General features: G+C 76.5%; 21 protein-coding genes and 1 rRNA gene. 17 read left to right on the top strand and 5 right to left on the bottom strand.

Annotated features, from left to right (window positions below):
* Positions 1-3 precede the first annotated feature (3 nt).
* Positions 4-120: ribosomal RNA gene (gene rrf / locus ACI79H_RS08910) — 5S ribosomal RNA — on the top strand.
* A 441-nt stretch (positions 121-561) separates the two neighbouring features.
* On the opposite strand, the gene ACI79H_RS08915 is transcribed toward rrf, so the two are convergent.
* Positions 562-1,599: a hypothetical protein gene (locus tag ACI79H_RS08915; protein WP_456554015.1), complete on the bottom strand. Its 1,038-nt coding sequence runs from the start codon at positions 1,597-1,599 to the stop codon at positions 562-564.
* 48 nt (positions 1,600-1,647) lie between these two features.
* Between ACI79H_RS08915 and ACI79H_RS08920 the strand changes: the two genes are divergently transcribed.
* Both ACI79H_RS08920 and ACI79H_RS08925 read left to right on the top strand, forming a co-directional pair.
* Positions 1,648-2,271, top strand: coding sequence for a hypothetical protein (locus ACI79H_RS08920; protein ID WP_456554016.1), 624 nt, complete (start codon positions 1,648-1,650; stop codon positions 2,269-2,271).
* A 92-nt stretch (positions 2,272-2,363) separates the two neighbouring features.
* A complete protein-coding gene (locus ACI79H_RS08925; protein WP_456554017.1) occupies positions 2,364-2,723 on the top strand; it encodes a single-stranded DNA-binding protein in 360 nt (119 codons plus the stop codon).
* 5 nt (positions 2,724-2,728) lie between these two features.
* Here ACI79H_RS08925 and ACI79H_RS08930 read toward each other — a convergent pair whose 3' ends face one another.
* Positions 2,729-4,066 carry a DUF1015 domain-containing protein gene (locus ACI79H_RS08930; protein ID WP_456554018.1) on the bottom strand — a complete coding sequence of 446 codons (1,338 nt, stop codon included), beginning with the start codon at positions 4,064-4,066 and terminating at the stop codon, positions 2,729-2,731.
* Positions 4,067-4,135: 69 nt separating this feature from the next.
* Between ACI79H_RS08930 and ACI79H_RS08935 the strand changes: the two genes are divergently transcribed.
* On the top strand, positions 4,136-5,227 hold the full coding sequence (locus ACI79H_RS08935; protein ID WP_456554019.1) for an HAD-IIA family hydrolase: 1,092 nt from the start codon (positions 4,136-4,138) through the stop codon (positions 5,225-5,227).
* A 27-nt stretch (positions 5,228-5,254) separates the two neighbouring features.
* Here the strand turns inward: ACI79H_RS08935 and ACI79H_RS08940 are convergent, their stop codons facing one another.
* Complete coding sequence (locus ACI79H_RS08940; RefSeq protein ID WP_456554409.1) at positions 5,255-5,584, bottom strand: alkyl sulfatase C-terminal domain-containing protein; 330 nt, start codon at positions 5,582-5,584, stop codon at positions 5,255-5,257.
* 201 nt (positions 5,585-5,785) lie between these two features.
* Between ACI79H_RS08940 and ACI79H_RS08945 the strand changes: the two genes are divergently transcribed.
* The 5 genes from ACI79H_RS08945 (at position 5,786) to ACI79H_RS08965 (ending at position 10,359) form a co-directional block, all read left to right on the top strand.
* Entirely contained in the window at positions 5,786-5,974 is a 189-nt protein-coding gene (locus ACI79H_RS08945) for a hypothetical protein (RefSeq protein ID WP_456554020.1), read from the top strand.
* Positions 5,974-6,768, top strand: a complete 795-nt coding sequence (locus ACI79H_RS08950) for a TlyA family RNA methyltransferase (protein ID WP_456554021.1) — start codon at positions 5,974-5,976, stop codon at positions 6,766-6,768. The genes ACI79H_RS08945 and ACI79H_RS08950 overlap by 1 nt, the downstream gene beginning before the upstream one ends.
* Positions 6,765-7,805 carry an NAD kinase gene (locus tag ACI79H_RS08955; protein WP_456554022.1) on the top strand — a complete coding sequence of 347 codons (1,041 nt, stop codon included), beginning with the start codon at positions 6,765-6,767 and terminating at the stop codon, positions 7,803-7,805. Before ACI79H_RS08950 ends, ACI79H_RS08955 begins: the two co-directional genes overlap by 4 nt.
* 19 nt (positions 7,806-7,824) lie before the next feature.
* Positions 7,825-9,585: a DNA repair protein RecN gene (gene recN / locus ACI79H_RS08960; protein ID WP_456554023.1), complete on the top strand. Its 1,761-nt coding sequence runs from the start codon at positions 7,825-7,827 to the stop codon at positions 9,583-9,585.
* A 63-nt stretch (positions 9,586-9,648) separates the two neighbouring features.
* Entirely contained in the window at positions 9,649-10,359 is a 711-nt protein-coding gene (locus ACI79H_RS08965) for a methylase (protein WP_456554024.1), read from the top strand.
* A 36-nt stretch (positions 10,360-10,395) separates the two neighbouring features.
* Here the strand turns inward: ACI79H_RS08965 and ACI79H_RS08970 are convergent, their stop codons facing one another.
* On the bottom strand, positions 10,396-11,286 hold the full coding sequence (locus tag ACI79H_RS08970) for a TetR/AcrR family transcriptional regulator (RefSeq protein ID WP_456554025.1): 891 nt from the start codon (positions 11,284-11,286) through the stop codon (positions 10,396-10,398).
* A 165-nt stretch (positions 11,287-11,451) separates the two neighbouring features.
* On the opposite strand from ACI79H_RS08970, the gene steA reads away from it, so the two are divergent.
* From steA to ACI79H_RS09010, 8 genes are read left to right on the top strand one after another with little or no spacing between them, the layout of a single operon-like run.
* On the top strand, positions 11,452-12,639 hold the full coding sequence (steA, locus tag ACI79H_RS08975) for a putative cytokinetic ring protein SteA (protein ID WP_456554026.1): 1,188 nt from the start codon (positions 11,452-11,454) through the stop codon (positions 12,637-12,639).
* A complete protein-coding gene (locus tag ACI79H_RS08980) occupies positions 12,636-13,583 on the top strand; it encodes a copper transporter (RefSeq protein WP_456554027.1) in 948 nt (315 codons plus the stop codon). Before steA ends, ACI79H_RS08980 begins: the two co-directional genes overlap by 4 nt.
* Positions 13,580-14,428 carry a hypothetical protein gene (locus tag ACI79H_RS08985; protein WP_456554028.1) on the top strand — a complete coding sequence of 283 codons (849 nt, stop codon included), beginning with the start codon at positions 13,580-13,582 and terminating at the stop codon, positions 14,426-14,428. Before ACI79H_RS08980 ends, ACI79H_RS08985 begins: the two co-directional genes overlap by 4 nt.
* On the top strand, positions 14,425-16,050 hold the full coding sequence (gene murJ, locus ACI79H_RS08990) for a murein biosynthesis integral membrane protein MurJ (protein ID WP_456554029.1): 1,626 nt from the start codon (positions 14,425-14,427) through the stop codon (positions 16,048-16,050). The genes ACI79H_RS08985 and murJ overlap by 4 nt, the downstream gene beginning before the upstream one ends.
* Positions 16,043-17,200, top strand: a complete 1,158-nt coding sequence (locus ACI79H_RS08995; protein WP_456554030.1) for a glycosyltransferase family 4 protein — start codon at positions 16,043-16,045, stop codon at positions 17,198-17,200. The genes murJ and ACI79H_RS08995 overlap by 8 nt, the downstream gene beginning before the upstream one ends.
* Complete coding sequence (locus tag ACI79H_RS09000; RefSeq protein WP_456554031.1) at positions 17,197-19,599, top strand: hypothetical protein; 2,403 nt, start codon at positions 17,197-17,199, stop codon at positions 19,597-19,599. Before ACI79H_RS08995 ends, ACI79H_RS09000 begins: the two co-directional genes overlap by 4 nt.
* The gene (locus ACI79H_RS09005) at positions 19,574-21,310 is read left to right on the top strand and encodes a CTP synthase (protein WP_456554032.1); all 1,737 of its coding nucleotides are present in this window, start codon (positions 19,574-19,576) and stop codon (positions 21,308-21,310) included. The genes ACI79H_RS09000 and ACI79H_RS09005 overlap by 26 nt, the downstream gene beginning before the upstream one ends.
* Positions 21,310-21,900: an NUDIX domain-containing protein gene (locus ACI79H_RS09010; RefSeq protein WP_456554033.1), complete on the top strand. Its 591-nt coding sequence runs from the start codon at positions 21,310-21,312 to the stop codon at positions 21,898-21,900. Before ACI79H_RS09005 ends, ACI79H_RS09010 begins: the two co-directional genes overlap by 1 nt.
* Here ACI79H_RS09010 and ACI79H_RS09015 read toward each other — a convergent pair.
* A complete protein-coding gene (locus ACI79H_RS09015) occupies positions 21,877-22,815 on the bottom strand; it encodes an FkbM family methyltransferase (protein ID WP_456554034.1) in 939 nt (312 codons plus the stop codon). The two genes, ACI79H_RS09010 and ACI79H_RS09015, sit on opposite strands and share 24 nt — an antisense overlap.
* Positions 22,816-22,855 lie beyond the last annotated feature (40 nt).

Consider the following 22,855-nt stretch of genomic DNA (forward strand, 5'->3'; position numbering starts at 1 on the left):
AGTTACGGCGGCCATGGCGAGAGGGAAACGCCCGGTCACATTCCGAACCCGGAAGCTAAGCCTTTCAGCGCCGATGGTACTGCCCTGGAGACGGGGTGGGAGAGTAGGACGCCGCCGGACAACCATTACCGAACGGGGGTCAGAGCCACAGGCTCTGGCCCCCGTTCGCGTTGTCCGCATGTCAGCACCCGGCGGCTTGTGCGAGTGCGCCGCTATTCTATGAGGTACCCCGAAGACATGACTTCTCCGCGACGCGGTTCCGACGGCCCGCGCGGCTCCGGCAACGGACGCTCCGCAGGATCCGGCCGACCTGGCGCCCGGGCGCAGCGCCCGGCCGGCGCCTCGGGCCGTCCCGGCGTTGCGCGAGGTGTGGCCGGTGGGCGCTCGGGCGGCGGCGACCGGCCCGCACGTCCGCAGAGCGACCGCGACGCCCGCTACTTCGCTGAGCGGGGCGAACGGGGCGGAGCGGGGCGCACGTCGGAGGACCGCGGTGGACCGTCGGCCCAGCGGGGACGCCCGGCTGACCGGTCCTCGGGCAGTGGCGGCCGTAGCGGCGGAGCGTCACGTGACGATCGCGGCGGCTGGCAGGACCGCCGACCCGCTGGCGACCGCCCGCAGCGGGACCGCCCTCAGGGCGGCAACTGGCAGGACCGTCGCCCTACGGGGGATCGGCCCCAGCGCGACCGTCCGCAGGGAGGCGCCTGGCAGGACCGGCGCCCGTCCGGTGACCGTCCGCAGGGTGGCAATTGGCAGGACCGTCGGCCGGCGGGCGATCGCCCCCAGCGTGGGGGCTGGCAGGACCGGCGCCCGCAGGGTGACCGGCCGCAGCGTGATCGTCCGCAGGCTGGTGGCTGGCAGGACCGGCGGCCCTCGGGTGACCGCCCCGAGCGTGGTAACTGGCAGGACCGGCGTCCTCAGGGTGACCGCCCCCAGCGGGACCGTCCGCAGGGTGGCGGCTGGCAGGACCGACGTCCGTCCGGTGACCGCCCGCAGGGTGACCGCCCGCAGCGGGACCGTCCGCAGGGTGGCGGCTGGCAGGACCGGCGCCCGTCCGGTGACCGCCCGCAGGGCGATCGTCCGCAGGGTGGCGGCTGGCAGGACCGGCGCCCGTCCGGTGACCGCCCGCAGCGGGACCGTCCCCAGGGTGGCGGCTGGCAGGACCGGCGCCCGTCCGGTGACCGCCCGCAGGGCGCTCGTCCCCAGGGTGGCGGCTGGCAGGACCGGCGCCCGTCCGGTGACCGCCCGCAGCGCGATCGTCCCCAGGGTGGCGGCTGGCGCGATCGCCGTCCGTCCGACGACCGCCGTGGTGGTGGCGAGCGGCGGCCGGGGCCGGCCGAGCGCACCGACCGTCGTCCGCCGCTGCCCCCCGGTCCGGACATCCCCGAGTGGGCCGACCCGCGCGACCTCGACCCGGCTGTCCGCTCCGCGCTGCGCGGGCTCGACCCCCGCGGCGTCGACAAGGTCGCCGCACACCTGGTCGCCGCCGGCTCGCTGGTCGAGGACGACCCGGACGCAGCGCTGGCCCACGCCCGGGCCGCTCGCGACCGCGCGTCGCGCGTCGCGCTGGTCCGCGAGGCGGTCGGCATCGCGGCCTACCATGCCGGCGACTACGCCGAGGCTGCCCGCGAGCTGCGCGCGTACCGGCGGATGAGCGGCGACCACGGCTACCGTGCCGTCCTGGCCGACTGCGAGCGCGCCCTGGGGCGCCCCGAGGTCGCCCTGCGGCTGGTGGCCGAGGCGCTCACCGAGTCCCCCGGCGAGGAGGAGCTCGCGGAGTTGCGGCTCGTCGAGGCGGGCGCCCGCCGGGACCTCGGCGAGGACGCCGCCGCGCGTCTCGTCCTGGAGGCCGCCATGGGTGGACGCCCGACCACGGAGTCGCTGCGCGAGGGCGACGAGATCGGACTGCGCTTCGCTGCCGCCTACGCCGACCTGCTGCACGCCCAGGGTGAGGAGGCGCTGGCCCAGCAGTGGCACGACGCCGTGACCGCCCTGGACCCGGAGGCGCTGGCCGACTCCGTGGAGTTCACCGACCTCGCCGAGCTCGAGGACGACGAGGACGAGCTCGACGACGCGGAGACGGTCGAGGCAGCCATCGAGGCCGAGATCGAGGCCCCCGCCGGCGACGGGCCCGACGCGGACGGCACCTTCCCCACGGCGGGTCGATCCTTCCAGGACGAGGTGGAGGCCGAGGTGGCCGAGCTGCTCGGCGAGTCCGGTGAGGACGTCGCCGGAAGCACGACCGAGGACGGGTCGGACAGCACGGACCGCTGACGACCGGCGGCGGGTCGTCCACACCCGCCGCCCGGATCCACAGATGGCGGTCGCCCCTGGGCCGGGGGCGGCCGCCCGTCCAGGCTCGGTGCATGAGCGTGGCTGTGATCGACCGGAACGACGTGGTGCTGCGCGGACGGCTGTCCGCACCGGCGGAGGTGCGCACGCTGCCCAGCGGCGACACCCTGGTGAGCTTCCGCCTGGTGGTGCGCCGGCCCGAACCGCGTGCCCGCGGTCAGTCGGTCGACGTGCTGAGCTGCATCACCTACGACAAGGCGCTGCAACGGCGGGTCGCGGCCTGGCAGCCCGGGGACGTCGTCGAGGTGGAGGGCGCGCTGCAGCGTCGCTTCTGGCGCACCGGGTCAGGCACCGCCTCGGTCTGCGAGGTGAACTGCCGGCGCGGCCGGAAGGTGCCCCGCGCCGCAGGGACGGCGGGGGAGCGGACCGCGTGAGCTTCTCAGTCGGCGAGCGGCCGCAGGACCAGGCCGGTGCGCGGCTTCGGCACGAACAGGGTCGACTTCCGCGGCATGCGGGCCCCCGCCCGTGCCACCGCGGCGACGTCGGCCGGCGACGGAGGGCGCAGCAGCAGGGCGACGCCGGCCCGCTCGGCCGCGGTCTGCAGCGCCTCCTCGACGGTGTGCGCGATGAGCACGCCGTCCGGCTCGTCCGGCCGGTGCCACAGGCCCTCGATCAGCCCCTTGTGCGCGAGGACGACGTCCAGACCTCGCCACGCGGCCGGCGCCTCCGGGGGGACCAGCGCCCGGACCGGCGCCTCGGGCTGGCCGAGGTGCAGCAGCCGGATCCCGTCGCTGATCAGGTAGCCCGTCCCGCCGGAGTCGGCCGACCACGCCCGCACGGCGTCCGCGAGAGCGCCCGGTCGGTCCGGACCTTCGGGCACCGGGACCTCGCTCACGGTGAAGCCCGCCGCGGCGGCGTGTGCGGCGTCGTCGAGCGCCAGGTCGGGGACCACCCGGTGGATGGCGGCCACCCGCAACCCGCCGGGTCCCATGGGCGTCAGCAGCGCGAGCACGGCGTCGCAGCCGGGGCAGCCCGGGTCGGTGCGCTGGTGCGCGCGGGCGGCGGCGAAGCGGTGGTGCCCGTCCGCGATGACCGCGCCGGTGCGGCTCAGCGCGTCCACGACCTCGGCGACCAGCGCCGTGTCGGTGACCCGCCACAGCCGGTGCAGCACCCCGTCGTCGTCGAGCACCTGCAGGGTCGGGTCGCCCTCCCGGGCCCGATCGGTGAGGGCCGCGACGTCGGCGTCGCGGTCGTGGGCGAGCACGATCGGCTCGAGGTCGGTGCGCGTCGCGGCCAGCAGAGCCCGCCGTCCCTCGACCGCAGCCGGGAAGGTGTCCTCGTGGGGCAGCACGGCGGCGGAGCCGGGAGGTGGGAGCGCCACGGCACCGAGCCAGCCGACGGTGGCGGGGCCGCCGCCGGAGGGCTGCAGCTCGTACACCCACAGCGCGGCGGAGTCGTCCCGGACCAGGACACCCTCGCGCTCCCAGGCGCCCAGCAGCCGTGCGGCCCGGCCGACCCAGCGGGGTCCGCCGTCGGGGGTCGGCGGCGCGGCCTCGGCGGGCTCGCCGGCCTCGGGCAGGATGAGGTGCACGATGTTGTGCGGGTGGAGACCGGCGAGGCGCTCCCGTCCCGAGGCGGTGACCAGGTCGTAGGCCGGTGAGCTCACCCGGGCGAGGTGCCCGGGGTCCTGCACCCGGTAGGTCAGCGCCCGGAAAGGGCGGACGTCGAGACCGGTCGCGGGATCGGACGGGCGGCGGTCCGGCGACGACGGGGGCACGACGAGATCGTAGGAGCGCCACCCCGGGGCGCCGCAGCCGCACGATCGAGCGCGAGGAGAACGACAGCGATGACCGGCACCAGCCCCGTACCGCCCCTGGCCGCCGGGTCGGCGTCCCCGCTCACCGCGGCCCACGACGTCGCCCTGCTCGACCTCGACGGCGTGGTCTACGTCGGGCCGGACGCGGTGCCCGGGGTGCCCGAGGCGCTGCAGGCGGTGCGGCGCGCCGGCATGCGCCTGGGCTTCGTCACCAACAACGCCGCCCGGACCCCCGAGGACGTCGCAGAGCACCTCACCGAGCTGGGCATCGCGGCCGACGCCGCGGACGTCATCACCAGCTCGCAGGCGGCCGCGACGGTCGTGGCCGAGCTGCTGGGCCCCGGCGCCCGGATCCTCGCCGTCGGCGGCCCGGGCGTTGCGACGGCGATGCGGGCCGCGGGCCTGGTCGTCGTCGAGCGGGCCGAGGACGGGCCCGCCGCGGTCGTGCAGGGCTACGGCCGGGAGGTGGGCTGGGCGCAGCTGGCCGAGGCGGTGGTGGCCGTGCGCAACGGCGCCCGGCACGTCGCCACGAACGCCGACGCCACCATCCCCTCGCCGCGCGGGCCGCTGCCCGGCAACGGGGCGATGGTCGGGGTGGTCCGCGCCGTCACGGGGCAGGAACCGCTCGTCACCGGCAAGCCCGATCCGGCGATGCACGCCGAGTGCGTGCGCCGCACCGGGGCGGCTCGGCCGCTCGTCGTCGGCGACCGGCTCGACACCGACATCGAGGGCGCCCGGCGGGCCGGGGCTGCCAGCCTGCTGGTGTTCTCCGGGGTCACGGATCCGCGGACGCTGCTCGCCGCCCCGCCGGTGCAGCGTCCCGACCACCTCGCGCCCGACGCCGGCGGGCTGCTGACGGCCCACCCGGCGGTCGCCGGCACGAGCACCGGATGGCGCTGCGGGACCTGGGAAGCCCGGACCGGTGAGAGCGACGTCCTGCTGCTCGTGGACCCCGGGCGCGTCGGCGCCGGGACGTCCCCGGAAGACGGGCTCGACGGGCTGCGTGCACTGTGCGTGGCGCACTGGGCCCGGCACCCCGGGCAGGGAGCGCCGGCACGCGTCCTCGGGGAGGGGGCGGCCGCGACCGCGGCCCTGCGCGCGTGGGGGCTGGCCGACGGCTGAGTGCGGGCGCCTGTCAGCCGGACGCGGTCAGAGCAGCTTGCGCAGGCGCAGCATGTCGCGCAGGCCGGCCTCGAGCTTGACCCGGCCGGTCGCCCACGCCGAGCCGAAGGAGAGCTGCCCGGCGGTGAGCGCGACGAGGTCGTCGCTGGTCATCGTCAGGCGGATGTCGGCCTTGGCCACCGAGGGGCCGTCCGGGATCACCTGCAGGTCGTGCACAGCGCCGGACGCCAGCCGGCCCACGACCACCTGGTCGAGGTCGGTCAACCGGCAGGACAGGCTCCGGTCCAGACCGGCGGCGGCCGGGTTGGACGCCAGGTCGCCGAGGATGCCCCGGAGGGCGGTCAGGCACTGATCCATCGTGGCCACGCGGGGGACTCTCCTGCCGACGTCGGTACGTTGCGGGCGCCAGACGGTAGCGTCCGGCCTCCGTCGCGCCGTGCCCCGTCGGCGCTGACCGGTAACCTCGGCGCAGCACCCGGACGGTGCCCGACCGGCAGGCGGCGGCACGCGGGCGACGCTCCGCCGGCCGCCGGCGGCCCCAGCGCGAGAGGCAGGACGATGACCGAGCCGAGTCCGCAGCGACCCGTGCCGGGTCCGCCGCGCCCGGCTCCGCCCGCCGCGGAGGAGGCGACGACCGAGGACCGGTTCGCCGGCCTGGAGCAGCGTCCCGTCGCCGAGCACGTCGCCGTCTTCGAGGCCGAGCACGGTCGGCTCCAGCGCGAGCTCGGCACGATCGACCAGCTCTGATGGCCCGTCGCAGACTCGATGCCGAGCTCGTGCGCCGGGGCCTCGCCCGCTCCCGCGAGCACGCCGTGGCGCTCATCGCGGAGGGGCGGGTCGCCGTCTCGGGCCGGGCCGCGACCAAGCCCGCGACCGGCGTCGACGCCGGCGATCCCGTCGTGGTGCGCACCGACCCGGACCGGCCCAGCTGGGTCTCCCGGGGGGCGCACAAGCTGCTCGGCGCGTTGGAGGCGTTCCCGGTCGCGGTCGAGGGGCGCCGCGCGCTCGACGCGGGCGCCTCGACCGGCGGCTTCACCGAGGTGCTGCTCGACCGCGGCGCCGCCGAGGTCGTGGCGGTCGACGTCGGCTACGGCGAGCTCGCCTGGTCGCTGCGCACCGACGAGCGGGTCCGGGTGCACGAGCGCACCAACGTGCGCACCCTGACCCCCGAGGCGATCGACGGCGCGGTCGACCTCGTCGTCGCCGATCTGTCGTTCATCTCGCTGCGCCTGGTGCTGCCGGCGCTCACCGGGTGCGCCGGCCCGGACGCCGACCTGCTGCCCATGGTGAAACCGCAGTTCGAGGTGGGCCGCGAACGGCTCGGCGCCGGTGGCGTCGTGCGCGACCCCGAGCACCGGGTCGGCGCCGTCCTGGAGGTCGCCGCCGCGGCGCAGGCGCTCGGGTGGGGGACCGCCGGGGTGGTCGCGAGCCCGCTGCCCGGCCCGGCCGGGAACGTGGAGTTCTTCCTCTGGCTGCGTCGCGACGCGGCGCCGGCGCAGGAGGACGACGTCCGTCGAGCAGTCCAGGAGGGACCGCAGTGAGTTCGACCAGCGAGGGCGGGAGCGCCCCGCAGCGGCGCGTCCTGCTGACCGTGCACACCGGGCGGCGCGACATCGTCGCGCTGGCCCAGAGCTCCGCGGCGCGCCTGCAGGCCGGCGGCATCGTCGTTCGCCTGCTCGAGGACGAGGCCCGCGACCTCGGGATCAGCGGCGCGGAGGTCGTGCCCGCCGACGCCGAGGCCGCGCACGACACCGAGATCGTCATGGTCTTCGGCGGGGACGGCACCTTCCTGCGCGCCGCCGAGCTGGCCCGCTACACCGACGCCGCGCTCATGGGCGTCAACCTCGGCCGGGTCGGCTTCCTCGCCGAGACCGAGCCCGAGGCCGTCGAGGAGACCCTCCAGGCCATCGAGGGCTGCGAGTACTCCGTCGAGGAACGCCTGGCCATCGAGGTCGACGTGCTGGACGCCGACGGCGCGGTGGTCGGCGGCACGTGGGCGCTCAACGAGGTGTCGGTCGAGAAGGCCGAGCGCTCCCGCGTCCTCGACGTCGTCATCTCCATCGACGGCCGGCCGCTGACCAGCTTCGGCTGCGACGGGGTGCTGTGCGCGACCCCGACGGGGTCGACGGCCTACGCCTTCTCCGCCGGCGGGCCGGTCGTGTGGCCCGACGTCGAGGCGCTGCTGCTCGTGCCGACCAACGCCCACGCGCTCTTCGCCCGGCCCCTGGTGACCTCGCCCAACTCGGTGCTCACCGTCTCGATCCCCGCCGACGGCAACCGCGCCCGGGTCGCCGCTGACGGGCGCCGCATGGTCGTCGTCCCCGACGGCGGGCGGGTGGACGTCCGCAAGGCCTCCCGGCCGGTGCGCATCGCCCGCGTGCACGCCTCGACCTTCGGCGACCGGCTGGTCGCGAAGTTCGGCCTGCCGGTGCGCGGCTTCCGGGACGCCCGCCACGCCGGGCCCGGCCACGAGCTGACGACCAGCCGGAACGTCCTGACCCGCGGGGTCGTCGGTGGCGACGGGTCCGCCGTGGCCGGAGGGGAGGCGGCCGGTGCCGGCCCGCGCGACGACACCTGAGCGGCCCGCTGCGGCGGCGGTGTCCGACGCGGGTCCCGCGGCCGGCGGGCCCGGGCGGCTGACGGAGCTCCGCATCCGCGGCCTGGGCGCCATCGACGACGTCACGCTGGAGTTCGGGCCCGGCCTCACGGTGGTCACCGGCGAGACCGGTGCCGGCAAGACGATGGTCGTGACCGGGCTGACGCTGCTCTTCGGTGGGCGCGCCGATCCCGGCCGGGTGCGCGCCAACGGCCGCGCCGGCGTGGAGGGCCGCCTGGCGCTGCCCGCCGACGCGCCGGTGTGGCAGCGCGCGGCCGACGCCGGCGCCGACCCCGACGACGACGGCAGCCTCATCCTGGCCCGCACCGTGAGCGCCGAGGGCCGCTCCCGGGCCTACCTGGGCGGGCGCAGCGTGCCGGTCGGCGTCGTCTCCGAGCTGGCCGAGAGCCTGCTCGCCGTCCACGGGCAGACCGACCAGCTGCGGCTGTCCCGCCCGGCCGAGCAGCGCCGCGCGCTGGACCGCTACGCGGGACCTGCGCACCTGTCCCTGCTCGAGCGCTACCGCGCGGCCCACGACCGCTGGCGGTCGGCGGCCGCCGAGCTGGACCGCCGGCGCACGCAGGCCCGGGAGCTCGCCCAGGCGGCCGACGTGCTGCGGCACGGCCTGGAGGAGATCGACGCCGCGGGCCCGGAGCCCGGCGAGGACGAGGCGCTGGACACGCAGGTGAAGCGGCTCAGCGACGCCGACGCCCTGCGGGCCGCCGCCGACGAGGCGCGCATGGCGCTCATCGGGGACGTGACCGGTGACCTCGGCGGGGGCGAGGTCCCCCAGGACGCCACGGCGGCGCTGGCCATCGCCGAGCGCGCGCTGGCCGGCTCCGACGACCCCACCCTGGTCATGCTCGCGCAGGACCTGGCGGACGCCGTCGCCGTCGTGTCCGACGTCGCCGGGCAGCTCGCCGGGTACGTCGCCGACCTGGACGCCGACCCGGCGCGCCTGGCCGAGGTCATGGACCGGCGGGCGCTGATCACCGGGCTGGTCCGCAAGTACGCCGACGTGGGGGAGGGGCTGGCCGGGGTGCTCGCCTGGGCGGCCGACGCCCGCGAGCGGCTGTCGGCCCTGGACGTCTCCGACGAGGCCCTCGACCAGCTCGCCGCCGAGCGGGACGCCGCCCGGGCCGAGGTCGACGCGCTCGGCGCCGAGATCTCCGCCGGGCGGCGCGCGGCCGCCGAGGGGTTCGCCGACGAGGTGGGCCGCGAGCTGGCCGGCCTGGCGATGAAGAGCGCCCGCGTCTCCTTCTCGATCGAGAGCGACCCCGCCGAGCCCGGGCCCGACGGCATCGACCAGGTCGCGCTGCTGCTCGCCGCCCACCCCGGGGCGCCGGCGCGCCCCGTGCACAAGGGCGCCTCGGGCGGAGAGCTCTCGCGGGTGATGCTCGCCATCGAGGTCGTCTTCGCCGGAGCCGACCCCGTGCCGGTCATGGTGTTCGACGAGGTGGACGCCGGCGTCGGCGGCCAGGCCGCGGGCGAGATCGGCCGACGGCTGGCGCGGCTGGCCCGCCAGCACCAGGTCGTCGTCGTCACGCACCTTGCCCAGGTCGCCGCCTTCGCCGACACGCACCTCGTCGTCGACAAGTCGCCGGACACCGGAGCCGGGGTCACCGCCACCGACATCCGGGCGGTCGAGGCCGACGACCGGGTGCGCGAGCTGGCCCGCATGCTCTCCGGCCTCGCCGACAGCGACACCGGTCAGGCCCACGCCCGGGAGCTGCTCGCCGTCGCCGCGGAGGCGCGCGGCTGAACGATGGGTGCCCGGTCGGGTGATCCGGGCGTGCACGACCTATCTGCGGGGTAGGGGTGGCCGGTGACCTGCTTCTCCTCGGCCGACGAGTCGGCTCATTACGGCTTCTCCGTGTGCATGCTCCTCGAGCACTACCGCGAGCAGCTCGGTTGGGAGCGCGACGGGGTCGTCGAGCTGGGGAGCGGCGACGCCACCGCCATCGCCGACGTCGTCGCGAGCCTCTCGGGGCTCCGCGTGCGTGGTTTCGACATCAGCGAGCCCTCGGTCGAGAAGGCCCGCGAGAACATCCGCGCCCGCGGCGTCGCCGACCGCTACACCGTGGAGCTGGGCGACTTCTTCGACCAGGCCGACTCCTCGGGCGGGCCGCAGGTCACCACCGTGATCTCCAACCCGCCCTACATCCCGGCCCCCGACCGCGACATCCTCATGCCCGAGCTCTGGGGCGGCGTGCACGGCAACGACCTGGTGCTGCAGCTGCTCAAGAGCGGCTACGACAACGTGATCGCCGCCGTCGCCAGCTACTCGGACCCGGTGGCCACGGTGCGCACCGCCGAGGACGCCGGCTACCGGGTGGCGAACTTCCTGGCCATGGGCCTGGACTACGGCACCTACAGCAGCGAGCCCAAGGTGCGCCACCACATCCGGCAGCTCGTCGCCGACGGGCGCGGCTGGGCCGGGGAGGACGAGTACATGGTCGCCGTCGCGCTGTTCACCCGGGACCCTGCCGTCCCCGGCGACCGCGCCGACCAGCTGCTCAAGGCGCTGCAGCTCTGACGGTGCGGGGCCCTGCGGCCCCGCACCGTCGGCCGGCTAACGCCGCTTCGCGTAGCCGGCGAGACCGAACTGCAGCAGGGCCAGCCCGCGGCGGCCCTGGCGGCGCAGCTCGCCCGAGAGCTCCGGGCCGCTGACCCCGGCGAGCACCCGGTCGCGCGCCAGCTCGAGCAGCGAGGCGTACAGGCCCAGCACGGCGTGCGCGGCCAGCCACGGCTCCACCTGGCCCGGCCACGCCCGCGTCTCCTCGGCGATGAGGCCGGCCAGCGCGTCGGTGAGCTCGCCCAGGATCTCGCGCTCGCGCACCTGCAGCGTGCGGCTGCCGCGGATGACCCGCGCCATCCGCCCGACGCCCTCGGCCGCCTCCGGCGCGCCGAGCAACCCGACCGCTGCGACGACGAAGCTGCCCGCCGCCGCGGACACCGACTCGCCGGACGGGCGGGTGCGCACCGCCTCCAGCAGCGCCTCGCGCATCGGCGGGTCGGCGTCGAAGACCAGGCCCTCCTTCACCGGGAAGTGGTTGAAGACCGTCTTCTCCACGACGCCGGCGCGCCGGGCGATCTCCACCACGCTCACCGCGTCGAAGCCCCGCTCGGCGAACAGCTCCGCGGCCGCGTCGACGATCCGCGCCCGTGTCTCCTGGTAACGCTGCTCACGTCTCCCGGGGGCGCGGGCGGCGCGCCGTGCGGCGTCGGCGTCGCCCTCGCGGGGCGGTGCGGCGGCCGCACCGGCTCCCGGGCCGCCCGAGGGCGCACCGGCCGTCCCCGGGGCGGTGGTCGAGCCCTCCGCGGGAGCCTCGGACGGCGGGGGTGCCGTCGGGAACGCCCTGATCAGCGGCGAGGGGACCGGGGGCGCGGGCTCGGCCGCCGGCGCCGCCGGAACGGGGGGAAGAGGGTCGGTACGGGGCACTGCGCGGGCCACTCCAGTCACGTGCGCAACGCTAGTCACGAGTCGGTAACGGTCCCGCGCATGCACCGACGGCGCCGTTGCTGGCGTGTCGCGCGCCCCGCGGTGTCGTGCACTGTGCGTGACTGGAACATCGCACTCGCGCGTCGGAGGAACGGCCGGTGACGCGTGCGTGAAAGCATGGAGGTCATGCGCATCGGCACCCTCGGACGTGGCCGGGCACAGGAGTCGGGGCCCGGCATCGGCGGGACCGTCCGGCTGGACCGCCGCACGAAGAACCTCACCAAGCGGCTGCGTCCCGGCGACATCGCCGTCATCGACCACGTCGACATCGACCGGGTCAGCGCCGACGCGCTCGTCAACTGCAAGGTCGCCGCCGTCGTCAACGCCGCGCCCAGCATCTCCGGCCGTTACCCCAACCTGGGCCCCGAGATCCTGGTGAACGCCGGCATCCCGCTGCTCGACGACGTCGGCCGCGACGTGTTCGCCGCCCTCAAGGAGGGCACCGCGGTCCGCCTGGTCGACGGCGAGCTGCGCACCGAGGACGGCACCGTCGTCGCCAGCGGCGTGGCGCAGGACGCCGAGCGGGTCGCCGCGTCGATGGCCGAGGCGCGCGCGGGCCTGTCCACCCAGCTGGAGGCCTTCGCGGCCAACACGATGGAGTACATGAAGCGCGAGCGCGCGCTGCTCCTCGACGGCGTGGGCGTGCCGGACGTGACCACGCCGATCGACGGCCGCCACGTGCTGATCGTCGTCCGGGGCTACGACTACAAGGAGGACCTGCACGCCCTGCGGTCCTACATCCGCGACTACCGGCCGGTGCTCATCGGCGTCGACGGGGGCGCCGACGCGCTCATCGAGGCCGGGTACCAGCCCGACATGATCATCGGCGACATGGACTCGGTGAGCGACGCCTCGCTGACCTCCGGCGCCGAGGTCGTCGTGCACGCCTACCCGGACGGGCGGGCCCCCGGCCTGCCCCGGGTGCAGGAGCTCGGCGTCGACGCCATCACCTTCCCGGCGGCCGCCACCAGCGAGGACATCGCGATGCTCCTGGCCGACGAGAAGGGCGCCAAGCTCATCGTCGCCGTCGGCACGCACGCCACCCTCGTGGAGTTCCTCGACAAGGGCCGCGGCGGCATGGCCTCGACCTTCCTCACCCGGCTGCGGCTGGGCGGCAAGCTGGTCGACGCCAAGGGCGTCAGCCGGCTCTACCGCAGCCGCATCTCCACGGCCGCCCTCGTCGTGCTCGTGCTCGCGGCCTTCGTCGCCATCGGCGCCACCCTCGCGGTGTCGGCGGCCGGGCGGGTCTACTTCGACCTGCTGCTCGACCAATGGAACAGCTTCGTGTTCTGGCTGGAGAACCTCTTCTCGTGATCGACTTCCGCTACCACCTGGTCTCGCTGATCGCCGTCTTCCTGGCGGTGGCGCTCGGGATCGTCGTGGGCACCACCCAGCTCAACGGGCCGATCCTCGACCGCCTCGAGGCCCAGGTGGACGCCCTCGAGCAGGACAAGCGGGCGCTGGAGGACTCCACCCGGTCGCTGCAGGGCGAGCTCGACACCTCCGACGCCTTCGAGACCGCCGTCGCCCCGGCGCTCATCGGTGGCGCGCTGACCGGCCAGAGCGTGCTCCTCGTGGTCGCCAGCGAGGAGGTCGAGGACGAGGACGTCGAGGAGGTCAGCACGCTGATCACCGACGCCGGCGGCAGCGTCAGCGGCCGGATCAGCCTGACCCCCGAGTACACCGACCCCTCGTCGGAGTCGAGCCTGCTCAGCTACGCCACCGGGTCCGGCCTCCCCGCCGGGATCACGCTGCCCGACGTCGAGGACGCCGGCCAGCTCATCGGCTCGCTGCTGGCCCAGGTGCTCATGGTGCCGCCGGGCGGGGTCGCCCCGGACACCGCGGCGACGTCGTCGGTCCTGGCCGGCCTGCCGGCGCTGGACGTCCTGAGCACCGACAGCGACTCGGTGAGCCCGGCGAACCTCGCCCTCGTGCTCACCGCCGGTGAGTTCACCGGCGAGCAGGCGGCCGAGCGCAACGAGACCCTCGTGGAACTGGTCACCGCCCTGGACGCGGGCGGCTCCGGCGCGGTCGTCGCCGGGGACGCCGTCGCCGCCCGGGAGGACGGGCTGATCGGCGTGGTGCGCGACGACCCGGCCGTCTCCGCCGCCGTCTCCACGGTCGACAACCTCGGGTCCCCGGCCGGCCGGATCAGCACCGTCCTGGCCCTGCGCGCGGAGGCCGAGGGCACCTCGGGTGCCTACGGCACCGGCGAGGAGACCCAGCCGGTGCCGCCGCTGGCCCCCGCGACCCCGTGACCCGGCGGTCCTCCGCCCGGGACCGCGCCGGGCTGGTGCTCGCCGGCGCGGCGGCCGGGCGGGCGGCGCTCGCCGCGGCCGGGGCGCTGTCCTCCACCGACGCCGGCGCGCCGTGGCGCCGCACCAACTACGCCGGTCGGCCGGTGACCCTGCTCGGCGGGCCCGCGCTCGCCGTGGCCGCCACGGCCACCGGCGTCCTGGGCGCCCCGGCGGGGCTGCGCACCGCGGCGGCGGTCGTCGGCGGGGTCTCCGGGCTGGTCGGCGGTTACGACGACCTGGCCGGCGCCCGTCCGGAGCAGGCCCGAGACAAGGGCCTGGCCGGTCACCTGCGGGCGCTGCGCGCGGGGCGGGTCTCCGCCGGAGCGGTCAAGGTGGCGGGGATCGGTGCCGCCGGGGCGGTCGCCGCGCTGCTCACCGCGCGCGGCCGCGGCGCCGGGGCGCTGACCGACGCCGTCCTCACCACCGGGCTCGTCGCCGGCACCGCGAACCTGGTCAACCTGCTGGACCTGCGCCCCGGACGGGCGGCGAAGGCCGGCGTCCTCGCCGCCGCCGCCACGCTCGGCGGCCCCGCCGGGCCGCTGGTCGCCGGCCCGCTCGGCGCGACCCTCGCGGTGCTCCCGGCCGACCTCGGCGAGCGGGTCATGCTCGGCGACGGCGGGGCCAACGCGCTCGGCGCGCTGCTGGGCCTGCGGCTGGCCGCCGCCCCCTCCCGCGGGCGCCGCGCCGGGCTGCTCGCCGGCATCGTCGCGCTCACCCTGGCCAGCGAGAAGGTCAGCTTCACCTCCGTCATCGAGGCGACCCCCGGCCTCCGGGACCTGGACCGGCTCGGCCGCCGGACCTCGTGACCCGCCGCACGGTCGTCCAGGGGGTCGCGGGCGCCGCGGCGCTGATCGCCGTGCTGACCCTGCTGGCCCGCGTGGCCGGCTTCGGCCGCACCCTCGTGTTCACGAACGCGGTGGGCGCCGACAGCACCGGCGACACCTACCAGGCGGCGAACACCGTCCCGAACATCGTCTTCGAGGTCGTCGCCGGGGGAGCGCTGGCCAGCCTGGTCGTGCCGATGCTGGCCGGTGGCATCGCGGCCGGCGACCGGGAGCAGGTCCGCCGCACGGCCTCGGCGCTGCTGGGCTGGACCCTGCTCGTCCTGACCCCGCTGGCGGTGCTCCTCGCGCTGTGCGCCGAGCCCGTCGCGCGGCTGCTGCTCGGCGACGGCGACCGAGACGAGACCGACCTCGCCGCCCGCTTCCTGGTGGTCTTCGCCCCGCAGGTGGTGCTCTACGGCATCGGCATCGTGCTGGCCGGCGTGCTGCAGGCGCACCGGCGCTTCTCCGCCCCGGCGCTGGCGCCGCTGCTGTCGAGCGTCGTGGTCGCGATCGCCTACCTCGTCTTCGCCGCCCTGGACGGCGGCCGCGACGTCGGCTCGCTGTCCACGCCCGCGGAGCTGGTGCTGGGCGTCGGGACGACGCTCGGCGTGGTGGCGCTGAGCCTCAGCCTGCTCCTCCCGGTGCGCAGGCTCGGCCTGGGGCTGCGGCCGGCGCTGCGCTTCCCGGTCGGTGCTGCGCCGCGGGTGCGCCGGCTGGCGGTGGCCGGGGTGCTCACCCTCGCCGGCCAGCAGCTGGTCGCGGCGGTCGCCATCCGGCTGGCCAACGACGGCGTCCCGGACGGCACCCAGGTCGTCTACGCCGCGGGCCTGACCCTCTTCCTGGTGCCGTGGGCGGCGCTGGCGGTGCCGCTGGCGACGTCGGCCTACCCCGGGCTCACCGAGCGCGCCGACGCCGGCGACGCCCCGGGGTTCGCCCGGGCGCTCGCCCCCGTCGCGGTCCTCACCGTCGCCGCCTCCGCCGTGGCCGCGGGGCTGCTCGCCGCCGTCGCCGGGCCCATGGCGCGCGTCTTCCTGGCCTCCGGGTCCGACGCCGCGGTGGCCGCGCTGCGGGACACGACCATCGCGTTCGCGCCCGGGCTCGTGGGCTACGGGCTGGTCGCGCTGCTCACCCGCGCGCTCTACGCGCAGGGGCTGTGGAAGGCGCCGACCGCCTGCGTGGTCGGGGGCTGGCTGGTCGCCGTCGCGGCCGACATCGCGCTGGCCCGGGCGCTCGACCCGGCCGACCGCGCCCTCGCCCTCGGGCTCGGGCACACCCTGGGCGTGACCGTCGCCGGGGTCGGGCTGCTCGTGGTGGTCGCCAGGGTCAACGGGCCGGCGGCCCTGACCGGTGTCGCGCACGCGGGTGGCGCGGCCCTGCTGGGCGCGGCGGCGGGCACCGCCGCAGGCCTCGCCGTCGCCCGCGCCCTGGGTGCCGACCCGGTCCCGTCGGCGGGTGTGCTCGCCGCCGTCGGCGCGGGGGTGCTCGTCGCGGCGGTCGTGCTCCTGGTCGCCGCGGCGGTCATGATGGGTACCGCGCGCGGCCCGCTGACCGCCGCGCTGCGCGCCCTGCGCGCCCCCGACCGGCAGGAGGTGCACCGTGGCTGAGCGGCCGCCGCTCGCTGGTCGCCGCGTCGTCGAGGTGCTCGCCACCAGCGCCGGCGGCGTGGGCACGCACGTCCGGGCGCTGCTGCCGGTGGTGCGCGAGGCGGGCGCCGACGTCGGGGTGTGCGGCGCCCCGGCCACCGAGGAGCTGTTCGGCTTCACCGCGACCGGTGCCGACTTCACGCCGGTCGGGATCTCCAACGGGCTGGCACCGGTCGCCGACGCGCGCGCCGTCCTCGCGCTCCGGCGCGCCCTGGCCGGTGCCGACCTGGTGCACGCCCACGGGCTGCGGGCCGGCCTCGTCGCCGCGACGGCGCTGCGCCTGCCGGGGCGGCCGCGGCCCCCGCTGGTGCTCACGCTGCACAACGCCCTCCAGGAGGGCGGCGGCCGGCTGCGCGCAGCGATGCAGGCGCTGGAGCGGGTGACCGTCCGCGGCGCCGACCTGGTCCTGGCCGTCTCCAGCGACCTCGCCGCGAACGCCCGGAGCGCCGGCGCCCGCGACGTGCGGGTGGCCCCGGCGCTGGCCCCGCCGCTGGCTCCCGCGCAGCGCGGGAGCGCGGAGGTGCGCGCCGACCTCGGCGTCCCCGACGGCAAGCCGCTGGTGGTCGCGGTGGGCCGGCTGCACCCGCAGAAGGGCTACGACGTGCTCCTCGACGCCGTCGGTCGCTGGGCCGGCCGGGAGTCCGCGCCGCTGTTCGCCGTCGCGGGCGACGGGCCGCTGCAGGACGAGCTGGCCGCCCGGATCGCCGCCGAGCGGCTGCCGGTCGTGCTGCTGGGCCGACGCGGCGACGTCGCCGACCTCCTCGGCGCCGCCGACGTGTGCGTGCTGCCCTCCCGGTGGGAGGGCAGCCCCTTCACCGCCCAGGAGGCGCTGCGCGCCGGGACCCCGCTGGTGTCCACCCGCGCGGGCGGCATCCCCGAGCTGGTCGGCGACGGCGCCGAGCTGGTGCCCGTCGGTGACGCCGGAGCTCTCGCCGACGCCCTCGAGCGGGTGCTCACCGACCCGGCGCACGCCGCCGCGCTGGCCGAGGCGGGCCGGCGGCAGGCCTCGGGGTGGCCCGACGAGGAGGGGGCCGGGCGCCGCGTCGTCGCGGTCTACCGGGAGCTGCTCGGGGCGGCGGGGACCGCGCCGCCGGAAGCAGCGCCGCGGTGAGCAGCGCCCGGCGGTGGGCGCTGCCGCTGGTGCTGCTGCTGACCGCCCTGCTCGGCTGGACCCCTCCGGCCGCCGCGGCGGAGGGTGATCCGCCGCCGGTCGACCGCGTCGTGGTCGTGGGCGTGCCGGGCCTGGTCTGGACCGACGTCGACCCCGACACGACCCCGAACCTGTGGGCGATGGCCGAGGAGGGGTCGATCGGCGCCCTCTCGGTCCGGGCCGCCCGCGGCACCACCTGCCTGCTGGACGGCTGGGCCACCCTGGGCGCGGGCAACCGCGCCCGGTTCCCGGGCCCGGACGAGGGCCTCCCTCCCGTGCCGCTGCCCACCGTCCCCCTGCCCGAGGAGGGGCCCGGCGAGCCGGTGCCCGACGGCTCCGGCGACCCGCCGGCCACCGACCCCGGCAGCGACGAGGAGCCCGAGCCGCGGGTGGACACCTCGCTGTCGCACTGCGGCCTGCAGGAGCGGATCGCCGCGGTGGCGCTCGAGGACCCGGCCGCGACCGTGCAGCGCACCGCCGACGACCCGGGCACCGCCCGCTTCGGCGCCGAGCCGGCGGCGCTGGGCGAGGGCGTCGGCTGCGCCGCCGTCGCGGGCCGGGCCGCCGCGCTCGCCGCCGCCGCACCCGGGGTGTCGCTCGACCGCGTCCCCACCCCGCCCGCCGAGCCGGCCGAGCTCGCCGCCTTCCTCGACGGCTGCCCGCTGGCGCTGCTGTCGCTGGACCAGCTCACGATGGCCGGCACCCCCGGCGCCGACCAGACCGACGACGGCACCGAACCTCGCCCGCGAGCCGGCGCGCTGACCCGCATCGACGAGTCGGTGGGCCGGCTGCGCGCGGCGGTCGACACGCTGCCGGGGGAGACCCTCGTGCTGCTCGCCGGCATCTCCGAGGTCAACGACGGCCGCCCCCAGCTGCACGTCGGCATCGCCACCGGGCCGGGGTTCGCCGACGCCGGCTGGCTGCGCTCGGCGAGCACCGGCCGGGCGCCCTACGTGCAGCTCATCGACCTGGCGCCCACCGCGCTGCGCGCCCTGGACCTGGACGTGCCGGCCTCGATGAACGGGCAGCCGCTGCGCGTCTCACCGGACCGGCCGGCGCTGGCCACGGCGGTGGAGCAGCTGGCGGACATGAACGTCGCGGCCACCGTGCACCACCGCAACGTCGCGGACTTCTTCTGGCTCGTCGTGCTCGCGGGAGCCGCCCTCGTCGGCTCGGCGATCCTGGTCCTCGGGCTGACGCGTGGGAAGGGTCTCCGCGGGCGGTCCGGCCGCGGTGCCCGGCGGGCGCTGCGCCTGGCCTGCCTGGCGGTCGCGGCGCTGCCCGTGGCCACCTACCTGGTCAACGTCGTGCCCTGGGAGCGCTCCGGGTCGCCGCTGGCCACGCTGGCCGTGTCGACGGCGGGGGTCGTCGCCGTCCTGACGGCGCTGGCCGCCGCCGGCCCCTGGCGCGGGGCCCGGCTGGGGCCGCCGCTGTTCCTGCTCGCCGTCACGCTCGCCACGCTGATCGGCGACGTGCTGACCGGCTCCCGGCTGGAGCTCAACGGCCTGCTCGGCTACAGCGCCATCGTCGCCGGGCGGTTCACCGGGTACGGCAACCTCAGCTTCGGCCTGCTGTCGGTGAGCGCGCTGCTGGTCACCGCGGCCGTCGCCACCGCCGTGGGCCGTCGCGTGCGCGAGGCGCGCCGGCGGACCGTGGTGGGGGCGGTGGTCCTCGCCGCCGGGGCCGTGACCGTCGTCGTCATCGGTGCCCCGCCGCTCGGCCGTGACTTCGGCGGGGTGCTGGCCGCGCTCCCCGGCTTCCTGCTGCTGGCGATGCTGCTGGCCCGGGTGCGGGTCACGGTGGTCCGGCTCGCCGCGATCCTGGCCGCCGCGGTGGTCGCCGTCGGCAGCATCGCCGTCCTCGACTGGTCCGGGCCGGCCGCCGAGCGCAGCCACCTCGGCCGGTTCGTCGAGCAGGTGCTCACCGGCGAGGCCTGGACGGTCATCAGCCGCAAGGCGCAGGCCAACGTCAACATCCTCCTGGGCAGCCCGCTGGCCTGGATGCTCCCCGTGGCCCTGGTCGCCGCCGTGTGGCTGCTGCGCCCGGGCGGGTTGCTGCGCAGCGCCGGCGGGACCCCGCCCGCCGGCCTGCCCGCGGCCGACGCCGGCGTGCTGCGCGCCGGCCTGCTCGCCACCGCGCTGAGCCTGACCGTCGGCGCGGCCGTCAACGACTCGGGCGTCGCGCTGCCGGCCACGGCGGCCGCGCTGCTGGTGCCCCTGCTCGTCTGGCTGGCCGCAGCCCCGCCGGAGCACACCCCCGGGACGGGGGAGGGCGCGCGTGGCACTGCCCACTCCGGCCCGGACGACGACCCGGACCGTGTTACGGTCGTCTCCCGTGGATCGACCGTCTGGAACGCCTGAATCCGTCGCGTCACGCGGCCTCCTCCGCAACTCCCAGCCGACGAAGTTCGTCTTCGTCACCGGCGGGGTTGTCTCCTCCCTCGGCAAGGGCCTGACCGCCAGCTCGCTGGGCGCGCTGCTGTCCGCGCGCGGGCTGCGGGTCACCATGCAGAAGCTGGACCCCTACCTCAACGTCGACCCCGGGACGATGAACCCGTTCCAGCACGGCGAGGTGTTCGTCACCGAGGACGGCGCCGAGACCGACCTGGACGTCGGGCACTACGAGCGCTTCCTGGACATCGACCTGTCCGGCCGCGCCAACGTGACGACCGGGCAGGTCTACTCCGACGTGATCGCCAAGGAGCGCCGCGGCGAGTACCTGGGCGACACCGTGCAGGTCATCCCGCACATCACCAACGAGATCAAGTCGCGGATCACCGCCGTGGCCGAGGGCCCCGAGCGGGTCGACGTCGTCATCACCGAGATCGGCGGCACCGTCGGCGACATCGAGTCGCTGCCCTTCCTCGAGGCCGCCCGCCAGGTGCGGCACGAGATCGGCCGGGACAACTGCTTCTTCCTGCACATCTCGCTGATCCCGTTCATCGCGCCGTCGGGGGAGCTGAAGACCAAGCCGACCCAGCACTCGGTCGCCGCCCTGCGCAGCATCGGCATCCAGCCCGACGCGCTGGTCTGCCGCTCGGACCGGGAGATCTCCGAGGGCCTCAAGCGCAAGATCAGCCTGATGTGCGACACCGACGCCGAAGGGGTCATCTCCTGCCCCGACGCGCCGTCGATCTACGACATCCCGAAGGTGCTGCACAGCGAGGGCCTGGACGCCTACGTCGTCCGCCGCCTCGGGCTGCCCTTCCGCGACGTCGACTGGACGGTGTGGGGCGACCTGCTCGACCGGGTCCACGCGCCGAAGCAGACGGTGACCATCGCGCTGGTCGGCAAGTACATCGACCTGCCCGACGCCTACCTGTCGGTCACCGAGGCGCTGCGCGCGGGCGGCTTCGCCCACCGCAGCCGGGTGCAGATCCGCTGGGTGCCCTCGGACGACTGCGAGACCCCCGAGGGTGCGGCCAAGGCGCTGGCCGGCGTCGACGGCGTCTGCATCCCCGGCGGGTTCGGCGTCCGCGGCATCGAGGGCAAGCTGGGCGCGATCCGGCACACCCGCACCAACGGCATCCCGACCCTGGGCCTGTGCCTGGGCCTGCAGTGCATGGTCATCGAGTACGCCCGCGACGTCGCCGGGCTGGAGAAGGCGAACTCCACCGAGTTCGACCCGGAGACCCCCGAGGCCGTCATCGCCACGATGGCCACGCAGGTCGACGTCGTCTCCGGCACGCGGGACATGGGCGGCACGATGCGGCTGGGCAGCTACCCGGCGACGCTGCAGCACGGCTCGGTGACCGCCGGCGTGTACGGCTCGACCGAGATCACCGAGCGGCACCGGCACCGCTACGAGGTGGCCAACGCCTACCGCGACCGGCTCACCGAGGCCGGGCTGGTCTTCTCCGGCACCTCGCCGGACGGGACGCTGGTCGAGTTCGCCGAGCTGCCCAAGGACGCGCACCCGTTCTTCGTGGGCACCCAGGCGCACCCGGAGCTCAAGAGCCGGCCGACCCGCCCGCACCCGCTGTTCGCCGGCTTCGTCCAGGCCGCGGTCGACTACCAGGAGTCCGGCCGGCTGCCCGTCGTCCTCGACGAGGCGCAGCAGGTCGGCATCTGATGCCTGACGGGCACGACTACCGGCTGCTGGCCAGCGAGACTGTCTTCGAGGGGCACGTCGTCTCGCTGCGCCGGGACACGGTGGCCATGCCCGGGGGTGGCGACTCGGTCCGCGAGGTCGTGACCCACCCCGGAGCGGTGGCCGTCGTCGCGCTGGACGACGACGGCCGGGTGGTGCTGCTCCGGCAGTACCGGCACCCCGTCGGGCAGTACCTGTGGGAGCTGCCCGCCGGGCTCCGGGACGCCGACGGCGAGCCGCCGCTGGAGACGGCGAAGCGGGAGCTGGCCGAGGAGGTGCAGCTGGCCGCCGAGCGCTGGTCGCTGCTGACCACCACCTACAGCACGCCGGGCTTCTGCGACGAGCTGGTGCTGGTGTACCTCGCCGAGGGGCTCACCGACGCCCCGCGGCCGGACGGGTTCACCGTCGAGCACGAGGAGCTGGACATGACGGTCGAGCGGGTGCCGCTGGCCGACGCCGTCCAGCGGGTGTTCGACGGCGGCATCCGCAACGCGTCCGCGGTCATCGGCCTGCTCGCTGCTGCGCAGGCGCGCAGCGCCGGTCCGCGGCTACGGGACGTCGACGCCGGCTGAGGCGGCCCCGGTCCCGGGTGCCGACACGATCGGGACGAAGAGCTCGTCGTGGTCGAACTGCTCCCCGGTGCTGTGGTAGCCGAGGTCCGCCAGCAGGGCGCGGAGGTCTGCGTCAGAGGTGGGGCTGCGGCCCAGCGAGTCGTCCTTGATCTCGACGTAGACGGCGCGGGGCCGCCAGCGCGCCAGGGACGCCCGCATGCCGCGCAGCGCGGCCGCCTCGTGCCCTTCGACGTCGAGCTTGACGACGTCGAGCCGTGCGAGCCGGCTGCCCTCCGGCGTGCCGGCCACCCAGTCGTCGAAGCGGACCGCCCGCACCTGCCCCACGGCCGGCCCGTCGGCGTGCAGCGAGCGCACGCCCGCGTCGGCCGGTGAGTAGCGGGGGTCGGCGTGGAGCGCGGGTCGCCCTGGCCGGTCGCTGCAGGCCGCCTGTTCCAGGGTGATCTCGAGCGCGTTGACCGACGCCGCTGCACGCAGCTTGGCGGCGGAGTCGTGGGCGGGCTCGAAGGCGACGACGGTGCCACCGCCGAGCTCGCGGAGCCTGCGCGCCGTCGGGAGGGCGTGCACGCCGATGTGTGCCCCGATGTCCGCGACGACGTCGCCGCGGCGCAGGTTCCGGAGCAGGTGCCGGCGGAACGCGGGCTCGTAGGTGCCCGTGTAGAACAGGATGGCCTGCAGGTTGTCGCGGAGGTCCAGCTCGAGGCGCAGACCCAGGCGGTGGACGCGCACCACGGGCCGCATCTCGGACCACCGGTCGGGGATCTTGACCAGCCGCGGGCTCTCGTCCCGCAGCCGCGGCGATACCCGGTGCGCCGTCCTGAGGTAGCTACCGGGACGCCGGGCTGCGATGCGCAGCGTCAGGGCGGCCGCGGTGCGGGCGGCCCGCACGCCGATCAGCCGTTCCGCTGCGCCGAGCACACGCCAGCAGGCCCGGGACAGCGGGCCGTCGGCGAGTGCC

It is taken from the genome of Blastococcus sp. SYSU D01042 (assembly GCF_054050515.1).

Excerpts from the sequence above, each read along its gene's own strand:
- ACI79H_RS08925 (WP_456554017.1), top strand. The coding sequence starts at position 2,364 with ATGAGCGTGGCTGTGATCGACCGGAACGACGTGGTGCTGCGCGGACGG.
- ACI79H_RS08945 (WP_456554020.1), top strand. The coding sequence starts at position 5,786 with ATGACCGAGCCGAGTCCGCAGCGACCCGTGCCGGGTCCGCCGCGCCCG.
- steA (WP_456554026.1), top strand. The coding sequence starts at position 11,452 with ATGCGCATCGGCACCCTCGGACGTGGCCGGGCACAGGAGTCGGGGCCC.
- ACI79H_RS08920 (WP_456554016.1), top strand. The coding sequence starts at position 1,648 with ATGAGCGGCGACCACGGCTACCGTGCCGTCCTGGCCGACTGCGAGCGC.
- ACI79H_RS09010 (WP_456554033.1), top strand. The coding sequence starts at position 21,310 with ATGCCTGACGGGCACGACTACCGGCTGCTGGCCAGCGAGACTGTCTTC.
- ACI79H_RS08915 (WP_456554015.1), bottom strand. The coding sequence starts at position 1,599 with ATGGTAGGCCGCGATGCCGACCGCCTCGCGGACCAGCGCGACGCGCGA.
- ACI79H_RS08950 (WP_456554021.1), top strand. The coding sequence starts at position 5,974 with ATGGCCCGTCGCAGACTCGATGCCGAGCTCGTGCGCCGGGGCCTCGCC.
- ACI79H_RS08940 (WP_456554409.1), bottom strand. The coding sequence starts at position 5,584 with ATGGATCAGTGCCTGACCGCCCTCCGGGGCATCCTCGGCGACCTGGCG.
- ACI79H_RS08935 (WP_456554019.1), top strand. The coding sequence starts at position 4,136 with ATGACCGGCACCAGCCCCGTACCGCCCCTGGCCGCCGGGTCGGCGTCC.